The sequence below is a fragment of the Eubacterium limosum genome (genome assembly GCF_000807675.2).
In the GTDB taxonomy this organism is placed as follows: domain Bacteria; phylum Bacillota; class Clostridia; order Eubacteriales; family Eubacteriaceae; genus Eubacterium; species Eubacterium limosum.
The window spans coordinates 1854897-1871681 of the sequence record NZ_CP019962.1 but is presented as its reverse complement, the minus strand read 5'-3'; the positions used below and the strand labels follow the sequence as shown (position 1 = coordinate 1871681).

General features: G+C 44.1%; 23 protein-coding genes. 3 read left to right on the top strand and 20 right to left on the bottom strand.

Translation table 11 applies throughout. The features are described from left to right. Window positions 1-3: 3 nt before the first annotated feature. Window positions 4-1038 (bottom strand): heat-inducible transcriptional repressor HrcA, encoded by a 1035-nt coding sequence (gene hrcA / locus B2M23_RS08655; RefSeq protein WP_038352849.1) that lies wholly within the window; start codon window positions 1036-1038, stop codon window positions 4-6. A gap of 176 nt (window positions 1039-1214) precedes the next feature. Next, on the bottom strand, window positions 1215-2354 hold the full coding sequence (gene hemW, locus B2M23_RS08650) for a radical SAM family heme chaperone HemW (protein ID WP_038352850.1): 1140 nt from the start codon (window positions 2352-2354) through the stop codon (window positions 1215-1217). A 119-nt stretch (window positions 2355-2473) separates the two neighbouring features. Between hemW and B2M23_RS08645 the strand changes: the two genes are divergently transcribed. Genes B2M23_RS08645 through B2M23_RS08635 form a run of 3 tightly spaced genes read left to right on the top strand, consistent with a single transcriptional unit; the run spans window position 2474 to window position 4903 of the window. Then, window positions 2474-3442, top strand: a complete 969-nt coding sequence (locus B2M23_RS08645) for a tyrosine-protein phosphatase (RefSeq protein WP_038352851.1) — start codon at window positions 2474-2476, stop codon at window positions 3440-3442. 50 nt (window positions 3443-3492) lie between these two features. Further along, the gene (locus B2M23_RS08640; protein WP_038352852.1) at window positions 3493-4392 is read left to right on the top strand and encodes a helix-turn-helix transcriptional regulator; all 900 of its coding nucleotides are present in this window, start codon (window positions 3493-3495) and stop codon (window positions 4390-4392) included. 58 nt (window positions 4393-4450) lie between these two features. After that, a complete protein-coding gene (locus B2M23_RS08635) occupies window positions 4451-4903 on the top strand; it encodes a GyrI-like domain-containing protein (protein WP_038352853.1) in 453 nt (150 codons plus the stop codon). Here the strand turns inward: B2M23_RS08635 and B2M23_RS08630 are convergent. From B2M23_RS08630 to B2M23_RS08540, 18 genes are all read right to left on the bottom strand, one after another. Then, the gene (locus B2M23_RS08630; RefSeq protein WP_038352854.1) at window positions 4885-5526 is read right to left on the bottom strand and encodes an RNA polymerase sigma factor; all 642 of its coding nucleotides are present in this window, start codon (window positions 5524-5526) and stop codon (window positions 4885-4887) included. The two genes, B2M23_RS08635 and B2M23_RS08630, sit on opposite strands and share 19 nt — an antisense overlap. Continuing rightward, complete coding sequence (locus B2M23_RS08625; protein WP_052237315.1) at window positions 5510-6082, bottom strand: replicative helicase loader/inhibitor; 573 nt, start codon at window positions 6080-6082, stop codon at window positions 5510-5512. Before B2M23_RS08625 ends, B2M23_RS08630 begins: the two co-directional genes overlap by 17 nt. Beyond that, the gene (locus tag B2M23_RS08620; RefSeq protein ID WP_052237316.1) at window positions 6079-6561 is read right to left on the bottom strand and encodes a hypothetical protein; all 483 of its coding nucleotides are present in this window, start codon (window positions 6559-6561) and stop codon (window positions 6079-6081) included. Before B2M23_RS08620 ends, B2M23_RS08625 begins: the two co-directional genes overlap by 4 nt. Next, complete coding sequence (locus tag B2M23_RS08615) at window positions 6551-7081, bottom strand: hypothetical protein (protein ID WP_038352855.1); 531 nt, start codon at window positions 7079-7081, stop codon at window positions 6551-6553. Before B2M23_RS08615 ends, B2M23_RS08620 begins: the two co-directional genes overlap by 11 nt. After that, window positions 7074-7562 carry a hypothetical protein gene (locus B2M23_RS08610; protein ID WP_038352856.1) on the bottom strand — a complete coding sequence of 163 codons (489 nt, stop codon included), beginning with the start codon at window positions 7560-7562 and terminating at the stop codon, window positions 7074-7076. The genes B2M23_RS08615 and B2M23_RS08610 overlap by 8 nt, the downstream gene beginning before the upstream one ends. Before the next feature lie 325 nt (window positions 7563-7887). After that, a complete protein-coding gene (locus B2M23_RS08605; protein WP_038352857.1) occupies window positions 7888-8232 on the bottom strand; it encodes a hypothetical protein in 345 nt (114 codons plus the stop codon). A 108-nt stretch (window positions 8233-8340) separates the two neighbouring features. Then, a complete protein-coding gene (locus tag B2M23_RS08600) occupies window positions 8341-8925 on the bottom strand; it encodes an accessory gene regulator ArgB-like protein (protein ID WP_038352858.1) in 585 nt (194 codons plus the stop codon). 166 nt (window positions 8926-9091) lie between these two features. Beyond that, a complete protein-coding gene (locus B2M23_RS08595; RefSeq protein WP_038352859.1) occupies window positions 9092-9736 on the bottom strand; it encodes an ABC transporter ATP-binding protein in 645 nt (214 codons plus the stop codon). An 11-nt stretch (window positions 9737-9747) separates the two neighbouring features. Further along, window positions 9748-10428, bottom strand: coding sequence for a hypothetical protein (locus tag B2M23_RS08590; protein ID WP_038352860.1), 681 nt, complete (start codon window positions 10426-10428; stop codon window positions 9748-9750). A 615-nt stretch (window positions 10429-11043) separates the two neighbouring features. Further along, window positions 11044-11868: a hypothetical protein gene (locus tag B2M23_RS08580; RefSeq protein ID WP_038352862.1), complete on the bottom strand. Its 825-nt coding sequence runs from the start codon at window positions 11866-11868 to the stop codon at window positions 11044-11046. Between the two features lie 15 nt (window positions 11869-11883). Continuing rightward, window positions 11884-12030 (bottom strand): LptM family lipoprotein, encoded by a 147-nt coding sequence (locus B2M23_RS21140; RefSeq protein WP_167617826.1) that lies wholly within the window; start codon window positions 12028-12030, stop codon window positions 11884-11886. A gap of 71 nt (window positions 12031-12101) precedes the next feature. After that, on the bottom strand, window positions 12102-12536 hold the full coding sequence (locus B2M23_RS08570; RefSeq protein WP_146209104.1) for a hypothetical protein: 435 nt from the start codon (window positions 12534-12536) through the stop codon (window positions 12102-12104). 105 nt (window positions 12537-12641) lie between these two features. Then, a complete protein-coding gene (locus B2M23_RS08565; RefSeq protein ID WP_081571149.1) occupies window positions 12642-12803 on the bottom strand; it encodes a cyclic lactone autoinducer peptide in 162 nt (53 codons plus the stop codon). A gap of 133 nt (window positions 12804-12936) precedes the next feature. Beyond that, window positions 12937-14229, bottom strand: coding sequence for a sensor histidine kinase (locus B2M23_RS08560; protein ID WP_038352865.1), 1293 nt, complete (start codon window positions 14227-14229; stop codon window positions 12937-12939). A gap of 2 nt (window positions 14230-14231) precedes the next feature. Then, entirely contained in the window at window positions 14232-14960 is a 729-nt protein-coding gene (locus B2M23_RS08555) for a LytR/AlgR family response regulator transcription factor (protein ID WP_038352866.1), read from the bottom strand. 159 nt (window positions 14961-15119) lie between these two features. Next, window positions 15120-15623 carry a hypothetical protein gene (locus B2M23_RS08550; protein WP_038352867.1) on the bottom strand — a complete coding sequence of 168 codons (504 nt, stop codon included), beginning with the start codon at window positions 15621-15623 and terminating at the stop codon, window positions 15120-15122. Between the two features lie 283 nt (window positions 15624-15906). Beyond that, window positions 15907-16428 carry a hypothetical protein gene (locus B2M23_RS08545; protein ID WP_038352868.1) on the bottom strand — a complete coding sequence of 174 codons (522 nt, stop codon included), beginning with the start codon at window positions 16426-16428 and terminating at the stop codon, window positions 15907-15909. Window positions 16429-16483: 55 nt separating this feature from the next. Further along, a complete protein-coding gene (locus B2M23_RS08540) occupies window positions 16484-16756 on the bottom strand; it encodes a hypothetical protein (RefSeq protein WP_038352869.1) in 273 nt (90 codons plus the stop codon). Window positions 16757-16785: the final 29 nt, after the last annotated feature.

Here is a 16785-nt window from a genome sequence, read left to right as displayed (position 1 = left end):
CACCTATTTCATTAATAATTTTGTTAAGTTTGTGTTCAGTTCATTTCTTATATAATCAAGAACCGAGGAAACATTATCATAATTCATCCTCGTTGGTCCTATGACCCCAAAAGCGCCTACGGTCTTTCCTTCCAGCTCGTAGGTTGTTGTAATAATACTGAATTCCTTCAGGTTCTCATTATCATTTTCATCCCCGATGCTGATGTTAATCACCTGACTGGTGTCATCACTTGACAGAATACCCGCCAGCAGCGGTTTCTCCTCGATCACATTGACCAGGTGACGGATTTTTTCCACATCACTGAATTCAGGATAATTGAAAAGATTCGTCAGACCCATGGAATGGATGTCTGAAGCCTCTTCCATCAAAGTATCCCTTAATACCGGAAGAATTTCCCGGAGTAAATTGCTTTCATCCGGAGACAATTCCTGAATCTGATCGACTAGCTCCATGTTAATTTCCTGGAAGGAAATATTTTTGAGGAAACTGTTTAAGACATTACTCAGTTTCAGGGCCAAAGTGGTGTCAATTTCCTGCGAAAGGGTCATTTCAATGTTCTTTGCCATCCCTTCATAGGTGACCACAATGAGTAAAACACGTTCCTTTATTAAAGGAACAATCTGTACGTGCTTGCAGTTAAAGCAGGAAACCCGCGGCGACAGCACCACAGAGGTGTAGTTGGTCAGCTGGGACAGCACCTTTGCCGTGTGGTTCATGGTGTTATCCAGCTCCCTTGTTATTTTTAGATACCCATTATGGATGTCATTTCTCACAACCTTAGCTAATTTTTGGATTTGCATGATCTCATCGACATAATAGCGGTATGCCAGCTGAGTCGGAATTCTTCCAGATGAGGTGTGCGGCTGCATTAAAAAGCCCAGGTCTTCGAGATCAGCCATTTCGTTCCGGATGGTCGCAGGGCTGATGCCAAGGTTATAACGCTTTGACAAGGTCCGGGACCCTACCGGTTCGGCGGTATTGATGTAATCCTTAATGATTACCTCCAATATCTTCTTCTTTCTCTCTTTCAAGTCCATTTTATTCACCTCTTTATTAGCACTCGTTACATGTGAGTGCTAATATCTTGACTATAATATACCACCGGGGTCTTACTTTGTCAATAGATTTCTATAAGATAAATGTCAAGTTTTTAAGATTTAAACATTATTTAAGCAAGACCGTCCACAGCGTATTCCACCGCAGCAGACCCGTCCTAAACAAAAGCTACAAACACCTGATTCGCCAGGTCCTGCCCCTTTGGGGTAAGCCGGATAACCTGATCCTCACGCGTGAGAAGTCCCGCCTTCACAAGGTTTTCGATTTCCTCAAAATCCTCAAAAAAACTACTGCCAAACAGCTCCCGGTAATCCGCATCATCCACCCCGCACATGCGCCGCAGTCCCAGGAACATAAAGTCGCCCTTTTTCTCCTGGGCGTCCAAAATGTGCGTCTCGAGCACCGGGGCTTTTCCCTGCGTGACCAGAGCGCAGTAGTCTTCCATATCCATCACATTGGTTCGGCGCTCTTCCTTATAATAGGAGGCTGCCCCCAGTCCAAAGCCCACATAGGGCTTCATCACCCAGTACAGGCTGTTGTGACGGCTTTCCCAGCCTTTCCTCGCAAAGTTCGATATCTCATACTGCTCAAAGCCGTTCTCAGCCAGACCGTCAATGATAGTGTGCTGCATCTGCCTTTCCAGCGCCTCGTCCGGCAGCAGCAGTTTCCCCTGGCGGTACAGCGTGTCAAAGGCTGTTCCCTCCTCGATTTTCAGACTGTAGCAGGAAATATGCTTAATGGAAGCAAGGGCAGTGAGACGGTCAATATCCTGCCGTACATCCTCCAGGGTCTGCCCCGGCAGGCCAAACATCAAATCCGCTGAGATATTCTCAAATCCCGCGCTTCCCAGCAGATCCAGAGACGTCTTAAAATCCGCGTAGGTGTGGATACGGCCCAGAGCCTTCAGCCCCCTGTCGCTTGTGGTCTGGAGGCCCATACTCACACGGTTAAGGCCCATGTTTCGGTAAGCCCGGCATTTCGCATCGGTCAGGGTTCCGGGGTTCGCCTCAATGGTCGCCTCAATGGCCTCTTCAGGCAGCTCAAAGCACTCCCGGATACAGTCCATGACCCGTCCGATATAATCGGCTGCCACATAAGAGGGCGTGCCCCCGCCAAAATAAACCGTGCCCGCGGGCACTCTTCCCTGCTCAGCCGCGAAGGCCTTTATCTCAAGGCAGACCGCCTCAAAATAACGCCCAGTCTCCGCCTCACCAAGACCCGCCCATGAGGGAAAATCACAGTAGCGGCACTTCTGCCGGCAGAAGGGGACATGCACATAAATTCCGACATTTTCCATTAAAACGCTCCTTTTTATAAAATATGCTGAAAAAACAAATTGTCACCGGGACAAATTTAAGTCTTTATGTTACAATATATTCTATATAATAAAGTAGAAAGAGTCAAAGGAGTGAACATATGAAAAAATTTGTAGGCATTGGGGCGCTTATTGCCGCGGCTGCCGCAGTCCCATATCTGATTCATAAAAAACGTCAGAAAAAGCTTCAGGCAGAAGATTTTAACCAGACCGAGAGCCTTCCGCTTCCGGAAAAAAATCCCTGGGAAACCGATTTTAAGGACGAAGACCATCTGATCTTCTGTGACGAGTCCAACCTGGGCAAGCGGCTGATCCAGCTGGAAAATTCCATCAATATCCGCGATATCGGCGGCTATACCGGCCTGGACGGACGCAAGACAAAATGGCGCAAGGTGATCCGCAGCGAAGAGCTGGCGCACCTTTCCGATAAGGATGTGGAATACTTTGAGGAGCTTGGACTCAAGCATGTCTTTGACTTCAGAGACGCGCCCAAAGCCAAAGCCCTGCCAGACAAGCTGCCCTCCACCGCAGATTACAAAAACATTCCGGTGCTCAAAAATATCCCCTTCAGCCACAACGAGATCAACTTTACAGCGCCTGACGGCATCGATCAGTTCATGCGCAAGATCTACGGCTACCAGGTCGAAAACGCCGCGCCGCTCTACGCAGAAATCCTCAAGGTCATGACCGACCCCAACCAATACCCCATCCTGTACCACTGCACCAACGGAAAGGACCGCACCGGCTTCATGACTGCCCTCATCCTGCTGATCTGCGGTGTGCCGGAGGAAACCATTATCTCGGATTACTCCCTGACCAACCTGACCTTTGATGAAGCCTTCGAGATTCTCGGCACCATCATGGCCGATGAAATGAACGAGGCCAAGGGTATTTCCAAAGACCAGCTCAAAGATTTCTTTGGCGTCAAGCCCGAATGGCTGAAGATTCAGCTGAACTACATCAAGGAAAACTACGAAAATGTCGACGCTTACCTGCTTGATAAAACCGATCTGACAAAAGAAGATCTGGATAAAATCCGCGAAAACATGCTGGAAGCGCCAAGCGTATAAAAAACAAAACGGACGGCAGATCTGCCGTCCATTTTAATTGGAGAAACATTATGCAGACCCATCGCCTGTTCGAAATTATCTACCTGCTTCTGGACAAGGGGCAGATGACCGCCAGCGAGCTGGCAAGCCATTTTGAGGTCTCTGTCCGCACCATTTACCGGGACATTGACCGCCTGAGCATTAGCGGCGTCCCCATTTACACCAACGTGGGAAAAAACGGCGGTATCGCCCTCATGGACGGCTACACCCTGGATAAGTCCATTCTGAGCGACGCTGAGCAGAATGAAATCCTCATGGCCCTTCAAAGCCTTAAAGCCGTCGAGTACCCTGACCCTGACGGCCTGCTCACCAAGCTGGGAACTTTTTTTAAAAAGAACCAGCAAAGCTGGATCGAGGTGGACTTTACGGGCTGGGGCGGCTCCATACAGGACCGGGAGCGCTCAGAGGAGCTCAAAAACGCCATTCTCAACCGGCGCACCATCCACTTTTCCTACTGGAGCGCCGACGGGAAGAAAAGCCAGCGCACCGCTGATCCCATCAAGCTGCTGTTCAAAGGCCACAACTGGTATCTTCAGGCCTACTGCCATACGAGACAGGACTACCGCGTGTTCAAGCTGTTCCGCATCCAGGATCTGCAGGTTCTGGGGGACACCTTTGAGCCCTATCCCGCCGTCCCCTTTACCGAAACAGCTAAAACCGTCATGACCCCGCTCCACTTCACCATCCTTAAAAACCGGGCCTACCGGGTTTACGACGAGTTCGCCGGTGCCCAGGTCACCCCGCTGCCCGGGGGCGATTTTGACGTGCGCACCTGTCTGCCTGTGGACAACTGGCTCATAGGCTACCTTCTTTCCTTTGGCGGCGACCTGATCCTCCATTCCCCCAAACCCCTCTGCGCCACCCTGAAAGAGGAGCTTGAAAAAGCTCTGGCCCATTACGCCCAATTCTGACACACCCTGTCATATTTCATCTGCTATACTGGTTCTATCATAAGAAAAGAGGTATAACATGCATTACGAAATAACAGAACTGAGCCCAAGAACCATCACCGGCATTACCGCCCGCAATAATAACTTCTCGCCAGGCTCCGCCGAAGTCATCGGCGGCCTCTGGCAGCAGCTGTACAACGGGGTATATTTGGGCATACCCGACAAGGTCAACAGCCGGACCATCGCCCTTTACAACCACTACGAAAGTGACGAAAAAGGCGATTATGACATTACCGTCGGCTGTGAAACAGCCCCCAGCGCACCTCTGCCCCAGGGACTATCTGTCCAGACCATCCCCGGTGGCAGATACGCCCGTTTCCGCGTTCAGGGCGACGTACAGTCCGCCGTCACAGATTTCTGGCAGGCTTTGTGGCAGCTTCCGCTTGACCGTCGCTTTGAGGCCGATTTCGAGGAGTACACTGGCACTGATCCGCAGAACATGACCATTGATATTTATATCAGTCTCAGATAATCCTCCTCCCCGAGCAGTTCCCGCTTCACCCTGTCCAGCGCACGGCTGCACTGTTTATGGACAGTGGAGCGGCTCTTCCCCCTTTCCCTGGCAATCTCGGCGTAGGTGATACCTTCCATGAAATGCCGGCAGACCGCCTCATAGGTTTTCTGCTCCATCTTTTCTCGCATCACCTCCAGCACCTTCTGCGTCATACAGCCTCTGATGGCCAGCTCCTCCGTATTCTCCTCAGACGGAAGCTGGTTCTTTTTCACGCACTCCCCTCTCTGGACTCCGGATGTTTTTTCATCCATCGAATAGACAAACCGCCTTTTCTCAAGTCCAATGCGCCAAATCCGGTTTGAAATCATAAACCGCAGACGGTTTTTAAGGTAATACCGGAAATACACATGCCGGTACTTTTCCGTATCAAAATCCTCAATGGCCTCCAATATCTGCAAGCAGGCCTCCTGGTACATTTCCTCCCGCTCCTCTTTATCATAAAAGGACCGGTAAACCATGCTGTAAGCCATGGGCTTGAAAAGATTGACCACTGCCAGCTTCATGTCCTTGTCGCCCCGCTTAGCCATCTCGATAAAGCGGAGGATCTCAGCCTGGTTATCCTGCTCATTCACCACTTGCATTTTCATCCCTCCTCTGCTCAGGCGGCAGGGTTTTCTGAGCGGCCAGCTCCCCGATCATGCCGCGCACACTTTCCGGAAGCTCCTCAAGGGCGCGTTTACGCCCCCGGCAGGCCCGGTAGCTGCGCATGAAATTGGACTGAATGACCGAGTGGAAGGTGCCCGCCTCCATCAATGCCCACTCCCGGAGGCTGGCCGGAGAGCCCACAATGCCGCGGATATCCTCCGGCAGCTTGTCGAATTCCTCCTCGGCGTACCAGGCCGAATTTTTAACCGCCCTGGAAAGCTGGTTCCAGGCCTCCATTTCCGAGAGCTCACGCGGCGCGGTGAGCAGCCTCAGCTTGTCCAGAACCATGCCCACAGAGGGCGGAAAACCCTTAGTGTCACTGGCGATAAAGGCCCGTACCGCACCGGATACCAGTCTGTACTCATACTCCTCAAACATCCCCTGCCAGAGGTTGACCACAGTTTTCAGGTCCTCCTCCGACTGGTTATTGTAATAATAGGGATAGGCTGCCTTGATGACAGCCATAATTTTCAGTGTTTCGTTTCGGTTCACATTTCCTCCTCATCGCTTAACATTTTTAAAAAAGGATTGGTGGTTTCCTTTTGTCTCTTTTTGTCTGGTTTGTTTTGTTTATAGAATGCGGTACTGCCGCCTGTCCCACTGCCCGCACCGCCGCCTGTACTCCTGCTTGTACTACTGCCTGTACTGCTGTCTTTACTGCCGCGCGCCTCCCGGACCCGCAGGGATACCGGATAAATGTGATATTTTGCCGGTATCACGCCAGACGAGCCGGGCAGGTAGTCAATGAGCTCCCTCTCTTTAAGCACCTTCCGCGCCTTATGGATTCCACTGTCCGAAAGCCCCGAAAAAGCCTGCAGCGTCATATTCGGCGCTGTAAACCAGCTCTTCCAGCCACAGAGGTTATTGATCATCATGAGCCCGTGCCACAGGGATATCTGCCCGGAGGCCAGAGGCCTCAGCAGCAGATAATCCCGCATGGCGTTGAGCTCCGCCAGGTAGTTAAGCCCCATTCTCCACCTGCTCCAGCATCTCCTCCAGCTTTTGGCATCGGCGGTGCTGATCGATCAGCACGCGGGCCAGTGTCCCGGCCTCACAGCCGTATTCCTCGGCTGGAACCGGTTCACTCCCCTCCTCATAGTGGTAAAGGATGGAGGTCTTTGCGTCCCCCTTATGCAGCATTTCCAGGGCGTGTACCTTTCGTTCAAACTGCTCCTTCGCCCATTCCATTTTCACATCGTCCTTTATAAACAGCAGCAGACCGCGCAGCCCCTGCATGTTCACCATCCACATGTGGCGGTGCCTTCCCCCAAAATACACCCGGCGCTTGCACTTGCTCCCCGGAGCGATGAGCCCGGCCAGCTTGCTGGCTGAGGTCTGGCCGAGCAGAGGCAGGATCGGGCTCAGCGCCAGCCATATCTCTGGCTCTCCGCCGTAATACATCGGCGGGTCAATGACCGCCGGTATTGTCTCAAGGCCCGGCAGCCAGAGCGCATCATAGCAGGTTGTGTCTGTAATGGTAAACTTATGCATAGCACTGTCTCCCCCAGGCCACAGCCTTTTCCTCTAACAGCTCAAACATGATGGCTACGCCCTCCGAATCCGCTTCTTTTCCCAGCAGCGCTGCCAGGCGATGAATCCCCTCGATGTCCGCCGTGGGCAGAAATTCGAGCAGCCCCAGCCTGTCCGGCGCCGCCGCAATACGCATGGTCACGCCCAGCGCATCGCCGTGCTCTGCGATAAAAGCGTCAATACCTTCTCGCTTTCCCATAAGCGCCGCTGCCTCGCGGATATTGTAGTAGGGGGTGGCGCCCGTACCATACACCACCGTCACAGGCTGCTCCGGCGACTTGCCCAGAAACAGCGTGCGGTTATAATATGCCCTTAATAATTCCTCCCGGTTCATCTGCAAATCCATGAGCTCCATGCAGAACAGCTGGTCCAGTGTAGATATAACCGGCTGATCCTTCAGCTCCTCGGGTGTGACTACCATTCTGTTTATTTTATTGTTCATTTAATCGTTCCTTTCGGAACACCGGTGTCCTTTGTTTTTCAAGCTTGTAGGTGTATTATACCGGGCGCTGGCCAATGCCGCAAACCGCGGGTTGGCCGCGTAAACCAGCAAAAAAGGGTAAAATATGGCTTTTTCGGCTGTATATCGGATATTATTTTGCACTTATGGGACAAACACACACCTTTTTCATCTTTTTTCCAGCGCAGCCGCCACCTGCCACGCCTCCTCCAGCTTGCGCCTTATGGTGGCATCCCGGTGCAGATGGCGCACGATCATGCCGTTTTTAAGCTCCAGGCATTTCGCCTCCTTTACAGGCCCGGGGCCGTTAATTAATTAAATCCAAATTTACCCAGCTATAGGCATACTTCTCCCCGGCTTTGGTCGATTTGGTCTTAATCTGGACAAAGGTACATTTTGGGCCGCGGTACATGGGCAGAAGCTGGCTGCCCGGCAGAAGCGCCCTCGCCGCCTTTTCTGCCGCCGCTGTGCTCACGATATCCCATTCCTCCAGCCATTTTATAAAGGTTGCCTTACTCCGGTAGAACTCCAGCCCCCGCCAGTCCTCAAACCAGACCCGAAGGCCATCCCCGGCTTCCGGGTCGGTAAAAACCTCCACCCAGGCTATACGGGTTTTATCTTTAAGCACTGCATACAAATCTTTTTTATTCATAATAACTCCTTCTCTCTTTATTTAGAGCAAAAAAATAACAGAAAGCAAAAGCTCTCTGTTGGCGGGTGTCAAGCATTATCCCAGTCTCAATATTTAGTTAGGGCGGGCTTAATCCCGCTTTCTCTTTTGATACAGCGCCGCCAGGGACGACAGCGCAACCGTCAGAAGCCCCAGGGCCGCTCCAGCCGGCGCCGCGTTCCAAGGCGCCAAGTACCAGCCCGTCATGATCAGAGCTGTTAAAACAACCACGGTCAGCTTTGCCAGACGGCTCAGGCGCGCGCGCTCCGCCCCGGTCAGCGGCTTGTTCTCATGGGCCACCGGCGCTGTGAGCACAATGACGGGTATACCGATGATTAAGGCCCCCAGAATAACCGGCAGATAGTAAAGCGGCGGCAGAAAAATGATCACTGCCAGAAACACCAAAAAAATGACCGTAAAGCTCAGGATACAGAAAAAATGTGAGGACGCGTGATACCCTCCCGCGGACTGCCGGAGCACCAGAAAGGCCAAAACAAAACCCACGCCACCCCACACCTGCCCGGTGAGGCATATTAAAAGCACCACCACCGCCAGATTGACGACCGCGGACAGCAGGAGCTCAAAGCTGTAAATATAAACCTCCCGGTCCTCAGCGTCAATGATGCGGTGGTGGATGAAGGTGGACGTTAGTTTTTGGGATAGGTTGTGGATCATGGGGGGGCCTCCTACTTTTTTACTGTAATTTAGTGCCAGAGATTCTGCTTTAGCTTTTCTAAGGAGTGTCAAGCAGTCTGGCAAGGATCTTCAATCTTCGAGCTAAATTTTGAATTTTTGATGAAGTCGGTGTTTTGCCAGGGAGCATTGTTAGTTGGCTTTCTCTTCATTTACTCTTCATATAAAAATTATAATTATCATACTCATAGACTTGATCACATAGAATGTCCATGTCTTCTTTATTGTGGCTTGTCATCACTAGAGTTCCCCCCTTTTTTATAAATTTTTTTAAAATTTCCCGAACGATTACAACGCTTCTTTTGTCTAATCCATTTGTAGGTTCATCAAGGATTAAAATTTTAGGTTTTTCCATAATTGCTTGTGCAATTCTTAACTTTTGCTTCATACCAAGGGAATACTTACCAACTTTCTTATCTTTATCTTTTTCTAAGTCGAGAATTTCCATTGTTTTCAGGATATCTTTATCGTCTATTACATTCCGAATTTCCGCTATAATTTTTAAATTTTTATAGCCTGTCAGGTCGTTTATAAATTCTGGAGTTTCGATAATTATCCCAGTATCTTGAATAAAATCTATATCCTTATTAATTGTCTTGTTGTTACATATAATTCTTCCTTGGTTTAGTAACGAAAATCCACAAATGCATTTCAAGAGAACGCTTTTACCGCATCCATTGTACCCAGAAAAACCTATACAACTTCCTTTTTGTATTGAAATATTAACATCCTTAAAAACGCTTTTATCTTTAAAAGTCTTTGATGCTTTTTCTATTTGAATAATTGATTGCATTGTCTTCTCCTTTAAAGGATATCTATATTTTTTATAAAAAAATATAGATATATTATTAAAACAAAAATTATGTTTGATAAGAAAACAGTTCCTCTTACCAATAGAATGATTGATCCAAAAGTTAGTATACTAATCTCTTTAATTGAAATATCTAATAATATAACAATAACTATTAAAAGAATATTCGCAGTTATTCCTTGTATATTGCTCTTTTTTAAGACAATAATTGTATTAAAAGTAATTGAAATATTTAAAAACAAAAAAATATTAATAAATAAGGACATTAATTGGTCGCCCGGTAGCGATTCTAAATTTATAAGTTTGAATTCCAATATACTATAAAATAAAACTAAACATACAAAAATAGAAATTGTTAAAATTAAACTGTTTTGAATTCCCTTTTTTTGATGCTGCATCAAAAAGCTTCTCCGACTTCTATATCTTTGGAGTATCATACTTCTATAATTTTTTGAGATATCATTTTTAATATTAATTACAAATAGTACTGAAAATATAACAAAAGCAAAACAAGTAATAAGCGATGTAATACTTATTCCTGTTTCATCATTGTCCGATAAAAAAATAATTTTTATAATATCTTCTATTTTTTTATTATCTTGTACATTTCTCCAAATATTAATTTCTAGTGTCAGCAATGTTGCACAAAAAAACGAAATACTTTTTATTTTCATAATTAAATACTTATATCCATCTTTTTATTTCTTGACAATAATATCAACATAATACTTAGGATTATAAGATATCCCATAATAGTAAACATAGGACGCATATATCCGTTAATATCCGTATATGCCGAGGCTATAAAACTGATATTATATCTTATCAATTGAACCCCACCAGTAATATAAGCCAATGTAATGATACATCCTGCAAATATCATACTAAAAATTGTGTTGTACTGAAGTTTAATTAGCAATATAATAAAGTTTAATAAAGATATATTAATAATACTTCCAGTCATAAACTTTACAATTATGTAAATTGTTACCATATCATTGTGCCTTAATATATAATTAATAAACACATATGTAAATGTACAGATCAATACATACAGAGAGCTAACTTTTAATATCTTTTTTAATGCCCAGAAGTAGAAATCTTTTTTAAACACAAAACGACTTAATATGAAGGAGTTTATTCTATTAAATGATAAATGCATGGCTATAAAGAAATAGCATAAATAGGTCACTAACATACCTGAGCCCATGTCACCAAACAGTCCACCAAAAGGTCCCATTGGATCGTAGTAAATATAAAACATCCAAAGGATTATTACAGCAAATATTTTAATCCACATATTTTTCCTTTCTTTTTAAAAACCAAATTATGATAAAAAAAGAAGTAACTACTGGTATAATCATTGGTGTAAAGGCCATCCATAAAGGCATATCAACAAATGAAGTAAAACCTTGGGTATAGACAGGTGCCAAAGGCATATACTGTAATCCAGTTGCAAATATAACTGAAAAACCAAAATAATAAATAATCGGAATTATAACCGACACATAACTTTTAGAACTAACTAATGCAATCGTATTAGAAAATAAACTGTACACAAAACCAAATACAAAAAATTTAATAAATCCATCTAAAACATAGTAGAAATACGGAGATTCAATAGAAAAATTTCTGCCAAATAAAAAATCAAAAGAAGTCCTCGCAATTTCCATATGCGCGGCATTAAACAACATGCCTAAAGATAAAAAAAGAATATATACAAAGTAAAAGGTAGTCCCATTGATAAATGCATGAATCAGTATTGTATTTATTATGACCCCTTTATAATTATTTTTCCTTGGCAACTTAAAAGCTAAGTAACCTTTTTTTTCCCAAATAAATAACAACGTATTTGCACAGATAAGTACAGGGCCTAAAATCATTGAAAACCTGAAGGTCGATGAAACAAAATGATCTATCGTTAACAATTGCCCTAAGAGGTTCTGTTTAATAGCCTGTACGTTTTCTCCTAAATCAGGAGCAGCCATATCAAAGCCCAATGTAACACCGTAAATATTTCCTAATAGGTACCAGCTTATCCAAAGTCCTAGAAAAAAAATACTTAAAACTATTATTCTATATTTATGAAACCACCTATACTTTGTAATTTCCATTTTTTCCTCTCATTTTTAATTTAGCTCATTTTCTACTTTTTCAATATATTCCTTTGTTGTTTCATCGGGCCATTTGGGTTCATCTATTTTGCCTGTAATACTACAAGCTGTTACAGATAAAAGAACCATAATCGAAATAAACAATATAAATATTTTTTTCATATTTTCAATCCTTTCTGAATTATTAAGGATTACCAAGCACTTCTTAAGAAGTGCTTGGTATCTTACTGTATTTAATAATTGTCTGGAGAAAAATAACCACTTACACTAACAGCTGGATCCCACTCAAATTCTCTCCACAAATTCCCGTGATAATAATAATATGCTGTTCCAGTACTTGCAATGGAAGCTGATGTTCCTTCCAAAACCTTTCCTTGTCCACGGGATGCATGATCCGAATTATGCATAACAGTATTTAAAATGATATTATTAGAGGCACTTGACCAATTAAATTGAACCCAGTATGGTGTATAAGTCGAATGCTTCAATGCCTCTCCTGTACATCTACCGCTTGTACCTGACACTGGAAAACTAAAAAATACATTCTCTGATCTTGGCTGGATAATTTGTTCATCGGCTTCACTTGCTGCAAATGCACTTCCCGCAAAGCTTAGCATTAACAACATAACTACAATACCTAAACTAGCTTTACTTAATACTTTTTTCATTTCTTTCTCCTTCTTTATTTGAATCCTGTGTAAAAACATCTCCAATTATCCTTCATATCACTTTCCAACGGACCCACCTCCTCCATTACACTGCATTTGAATTGTTCAATCCAAATTTCTCTTAAACTTCCTCATCCCTTCTGGCTCTTTTGGCTGATACTGCCATCCCCAACAGGCTGCACCTCCAGCGGAAACACCGATCATCAAAGCCAGGGCTGAAATCATACTGCCATACTTAAACGCATACTCCATTAATTTCTTTTTCATTTCAAATTTCCCCTTTCATAAAAAAAAGAATTGACTGTAAAGGTTTTTACAAGTCAACTCTAACATGATTTTTTATGCTTTACAATGGGGTCGGCAGTTTCTGCCGTCTGTGAATCAGTTTCTGTAAAACGGCCTAAAGAAAAAACTCAATATTCAACGTAAATTTAAGTTTTTCCGGCTTTATCTGCCACATACCGTTGTATTTCTCCACGATTTTCTGTATGGTCAACAGGCCTAATCCATGGCTTTTTTTATCAGCCTTACGGGTCGACAAACGGCCTGCCTGTTCCTCCTCGGTCAGCTTTGCGGCGTTTTCAATCCAGATCCAAAAGCGACGTTCATCAAAACCTGTTTTCAGCAGGACATACCGTCCTTCCCTTTCGATCTTTTCGCAGGCCTCAATGGCGTTATCCAAAGCTGAACCTAAAAGAATAAAAAGATCCTCCTCGCTGATTGGCAGCGTTTCGGGCAAGATCAACGTTTTCGAAAAAGGAATTTTGTCCCGTTCCATCCGGCTGGCTTTGGCAAAAACGACCGCGTCCACCGCCGGATAGCCCGTATAAACAGCTTGCTCTGTTTTTTTCAAATCCGTTACCATTGCTTCCAGCAGATCCTCGGCCTTTTCTGTCACTCCAGCTTTCAGATAGCCGGAAACGGCCGTTAAAGTATTTTTTAAGTCGTGGCGGATTTTTCGAACTTCATTTTGCGAAGTGGTCAAATTCCGGTAGGATTCCTTCTGGTATTCAAGCTGCTGGCGATACAGGGCTTCTTTTTGCTTTTGTTCGGTATAGAGCTGTTCCCGTTCAAAAAGATAAAACGCAAAGATATTTGCCATCGCCAGCCCGGCAATGATGGCAAGGTTAAATACAATGCCGCCAATTTCATAGGCACCGGCCTGTCCTAAGCCCATTTCCACTACCGCCAGAATGCTCGTTAACGGCAAAACAACGATCTGCAATATAATTCTTAAAGGTGGAAAATAAAAGGAATGACGCTGACGGACACTGATAATTCGAATAATCGTAAAGGCCACTAATTCTGAAATAATATTTGCACGCAGCCGGTACAATGGATCGAAACGCGTCGCGTTAAAATCAACATTCCCAATAAAAGCATAAAGCATCCCGCCAATAGTCTCACTGAGAAACATTAATGTCGAAAAACACAGCGTCAGCCAAAAATTAATTTTAATTCGCCGGTTCATTACCCAAAGCATAATAAAAGTACAGATAGTCGCGTTTGTTATTAATACAAACGGCTGAAAACTAATCATTGACACGCTCAATATCAATATAAAAATGACAGACGCGGCCACCACCACCTGCCAGCGCTCAGCCTTTTCATCTGAAAAGGCTTTTGCCCAAAAATAAATCAATACAACCTCAAATCCGGCAATCATCGATTCACAGATCAGTTTTAAAATCATCACTATATACTCGACTTTCTCCGCCAGCTAATATAGGCGGCATCCACAGTTTTCTGCCTATCACGGCTGACAGACAGCCAAATTTCCTCTGGTTTTTTCTGGATACATATTTCCTTATCTCGTTTGCCGCAGATAAAATTCATATTAATTAAAACACTGCGATGGATACGGAGAAAGCCATAAGGCTTCAGATCATCCTCAACATCATTTAAACTTCGTTTCGTTTTATAATTTTCCTCAATAGTATGCACCACTACATTATGGCCCTTATCTGTCTCCACATAACGAATTTTTTTTATTAGAATAAAGTATTGTTTTCCGTTCCAGTTGATTTCATAACGGCTTCTTTGGGTTTTTATATAGCGCATTGCCCTTTCAATCTCTTCAGTGATAAGCTCTGTTTTTACTGGCTTTGTTAAATATTGAAACGCATTGACACGAAACGATCTCGGAACATATTCACTGTGAGAGGTTACAAAAATAACCAGTGTGTCAGGACTTTCTTTCTGTAAACTTTCAGCTACTTTTATTCCCGTTTCTTCCGCTTCCATCTCAATATCAAGAAAAACAAGATTAAAGGCCTGATCTCCAGCCGCCTTTAAAAAATCGCTTCCATTTTCAAAAAGGCAAACTTCTGCTTTCTGTTCATAAAATTTTAAATAAGTCATCAGCTGTTTTTCTAAAACCTGTCGGAAATAAGCTTCATCATCACACACCCCAATACGGAACATTTTCAAGACCTCCTCTCTCCATCCATTGATTTACGCTTTATTTTATTATAACATTTTCAACTTATAAAAGATATCTATATATTTTTTAGACATATAAAAAAGACAGAAAGCCCGTACTTTCTGTCTTTTCTATAATTTACCCGTTGTTTATAAAAGCGTTTATGTCACTTTCTCAAAATAAGCCCGCACTCTGTTATCCTCTGGCACCAGCTCCGCGCGGTCTATACGGTATTCGATTCCCTGGTCCTTAACCGATTCATTGAGTGCTGACAAATCGTTTTTTACCTGTTCATTATACACATCCCAGGATTCATAGTATTTTAGAACATAGGTCTCCTTATTAATTCGCCTGTAGGTGGCATCGACTTTTGAATCGGAGCTGGGCGCGCCTGCTGTATAGCTGATATCGCTCAGAACGATTTCCGCTTTATTCGGGTCCACAAGCGCGTTCATTGTCTCCAGATCCTTTTGGTATTCCGACCGGAATGCCTTGATGTTGTCGTACTGTTTAAAAATCGCGTTCTGATTGTTCTCTACTTGTTCTTCCATGGTTTTTTCCGCTTTGTTTTCTTTCTGTACGTCTTCTTTATCTGGCGTGCATCCTGACAATGGCAAAGAGAAAACCAGCAATGCCAGCATCATTACAAACAATTTCTTTTTCATTTTTTCTCCTTTCTCGTGGGGTTTTATCCCTTAAAAAAATCACATTCAAAGCAAATGGTACCTTTTTAGCGCTAGATATCTACCTTTAATCTTGTTAAAAACAAATATAGCATGTTAAGCCTGCCATAAAAGATCTTTCGGCTATCTCGCAAATTTAACTGGTATAATCACAAAATATGATTATCTTGTCGTTTTTCTCTTTTAGCAATAAAGAACCGTCTGAGATGTCCACTACTGATTTTTCTTTACTCAAAACAACGGTTTCCCACTGCTTTTCGCTCAATCAATTTTTATCTCCCACAACTGGAGCCCTAACAACCCCATTTATGATAAAGTACCCCGACAGCAGTAACAGCACCTGTAAAAATGCCCGATTCGCTCCTTTGGACAGAAAGAAAAGTACCATTCTGACAAAAAACGCTGAGGATTGAAAACTATAAAAAATGTATGGGAGATAAAGAATCATATATAACGCAAACAGAATTAGCCCGATAACAATGCTGTCCTTTTTTACCTTGCTTCTTCTTTTCAGTTTAAAGTCCTTACTGATCCATACCATTGAGAGCACCAGTGCCAGGATAACCGCCGGGGAAAAAACATAATGATAAAGCACCATATTGTTTTCTAATTCAGGATTGATCAGAGCATAGGCCCTATCGGATATGCTTTCGAGTACCAGTGTGTTCAGAAGTGCGTATACTGTCAGAACCAGAAGCACCAAAATGATTTTGATTATAAGGCGGACACCCCACATACTACTGGATTCTTCCCGCAACAGTCTGTTTAAATATGCTTTCACTTTCATGGACTTTCCTCCTCGTATTCTGCAAACGCTCTTTTTTTAAAGATAAAGGTCATTTTTATCGGTTTTTCTTTTCCTCAATTTTCTTACAGAGAAAATATCCGGCCATCACAATGACAAAAAACAGAATGACGGGAATAAAGAACTGGAAAAAGACCACAAAGGGCGGCTGGCCTTTAAGGCCCAGTTCTGTAGGGCCGAAAAGTCTTTCATTAATTCTGTAAAGAGGCTTGCTCAGCCAGTGGAAAAGCTGATAGTTAAGCACGATATCCACTACAATGATGACACTGTAGACCACACAGCTCACACTGTTTTTAACGGTATCTCTCATTTTGCGCACCTCCTGTCCTCAATCCTTCT

Bases quoted from the DNA above. Each gene is read 5' to 3' on its own strand.
- B2M23_RS08545 (WP_038352868.1), bottom strand. From the start codon at position 16,428: ATGAAAGTGAAAGCATATTTAAACAGACTGTTGCGGGAAGAATCCAGT.
- B2M23_RS21140 (WP_167617826.1), bottom strand. From the start codon at position 12,030: ATGAAAAAAATATTTATATTGTTTATTTCGATTATGGTTCTTTTATCT.
- B2M23_RS08635 (WP_038352853.1), top strand. From the start codon at position 4,451: ATGCATTACGAAATAACAGAACTGAGCCCAAGAACCATCACCGGCATT.
- B2M23_RS08565 (WP_081571149.1), bottom strand. From the start codon at position 12,803: ATGAAAAAGAAATTAATGGAGTATGCGTTTAAGTATGGCAGTATGATT.
- B2M23_RS08610 (WP_038352856.1), bottom strand. From the start codon at position 7,562: ATGAACAATAAAATAAACAGAATGGTAGTCACACCCGAGGAGCTGAAG.
- B2M23_RS08560 (WP_038352865.1), bottom strand. From the start codon at position 14,229: ATGATTTTAAAACTGATCTGTGAATCGATGATTGCCGGATTTGAGGTT.
- B2M23_RS08640 (WP_038352852.1), top strand. From the start codon at position 3,493: ATGCAGACCCATCGCCTGTTCGAAATTATCTACCTGCTTCTGGACAAG.
- B2M23_RS08595 (WP_038352859.1), bottom strand. From the start codon at position 9,736: ATGCAATCAATTATTCAAATAGAAAAAGCATCAAAGACTTTTAAAGAT.
- B2M23_RS08550 (WP_038352867.1), bottom strand. From the start codon at position 15,623: ATGAAAAAGAAATTGTTTGTAATGATGCTGGCATTGCTGGTTTTCTCT.
- B2M23_RS08615 (WP_038352855.1), bottom strand. From the start codon at position 7,081: ATGCATAAGTTTACCATTACAGACACAACCTGCTATGATGCGCTCTGG.
- hemW (WP_038352850.1), bottom strand. From the start codon at position 2,354: ATGGAAAATGTCGGAATTTATGTGCATGTCCCCTTCTGCCGGCAGAAG.
- B2M23_RS08630 (WP_038352854.1), bottom strand. From the start codon at position 5,526: ATGCAAGTGGTGAATGAGCAGGATAACCAGGCTGAGATCCTCCGCTTT.
- B2M23_RS08600 (WP_038352858.1), bottom strand. From the start codon at position 8,925: ATGATCCACAACCTATCCCAAAAACTAACGTCCACCTTCATCCACCAC.
- B2M23_RS08580 (WP_038352862.1), bottom strand. From the start codon at position 11,868: ATGGAAATTACAAAGTATAGGTGGTTTCATAAATATAGAATAATAGTT.
- B2M23_RS08570 (WP_146209104.1), bottom strand. From the start codon at position 12,536: ATGAAAAAAGTATTAAGTAAAGCTAGTTTAGGTATTGTAGTTATGTTG.
- B2M23_RS08590 (WP_038352860.1), bottom strand. From the start codon at position 10,428: ATGAAAATAAAAAGTATTTCGTTTTTTTGTGCAACATTGCTGACACTA.
- B2M23_RS08620 (WP_052237316.1), bottom strand. From the start codon at position 6,561: ATGGGGCTTAACTACCTGGCGGAGCTCAACGCCATGCGGGATTATCTG.
- B2M23_RS08645 (WP_038352851.1), top strand. From the start codon at position 2,474: ATGAAAAAATTTGTAGGCATTGGGGCGCTTATTGCCGCGGCTGCCGCA.
- B2M23_RS08540 (WP_038352869.1), bottom strand. From the start codon at position 16,756: ATGAGAGATACCGTTAAAAACAGTGTGAGCTGTGTGGTCTACAGTGTC.
- hrcA (WP_038352849.1), bottom strand. From the start codon at position 1,038: ATGGACTTGAAAGAGAGAAAGAAGAAGATATTGGAGGTAATCATTAAG.
- B2M23_RS08555 (WP_038352866.1), bottom strand. From the start codon at position 14,960: ATGTTCCGTATTGGGGTGTGTGATGATGAAGCTTATTTCCGACAGGTT.
- B2M23_RS08605 (WP_038352857.1), bottom strand. From the start codon at position 8,232: ATGAATAAAAAAGATTTGTATGCAGTGCTTAAAGATAAAACCCGTATA.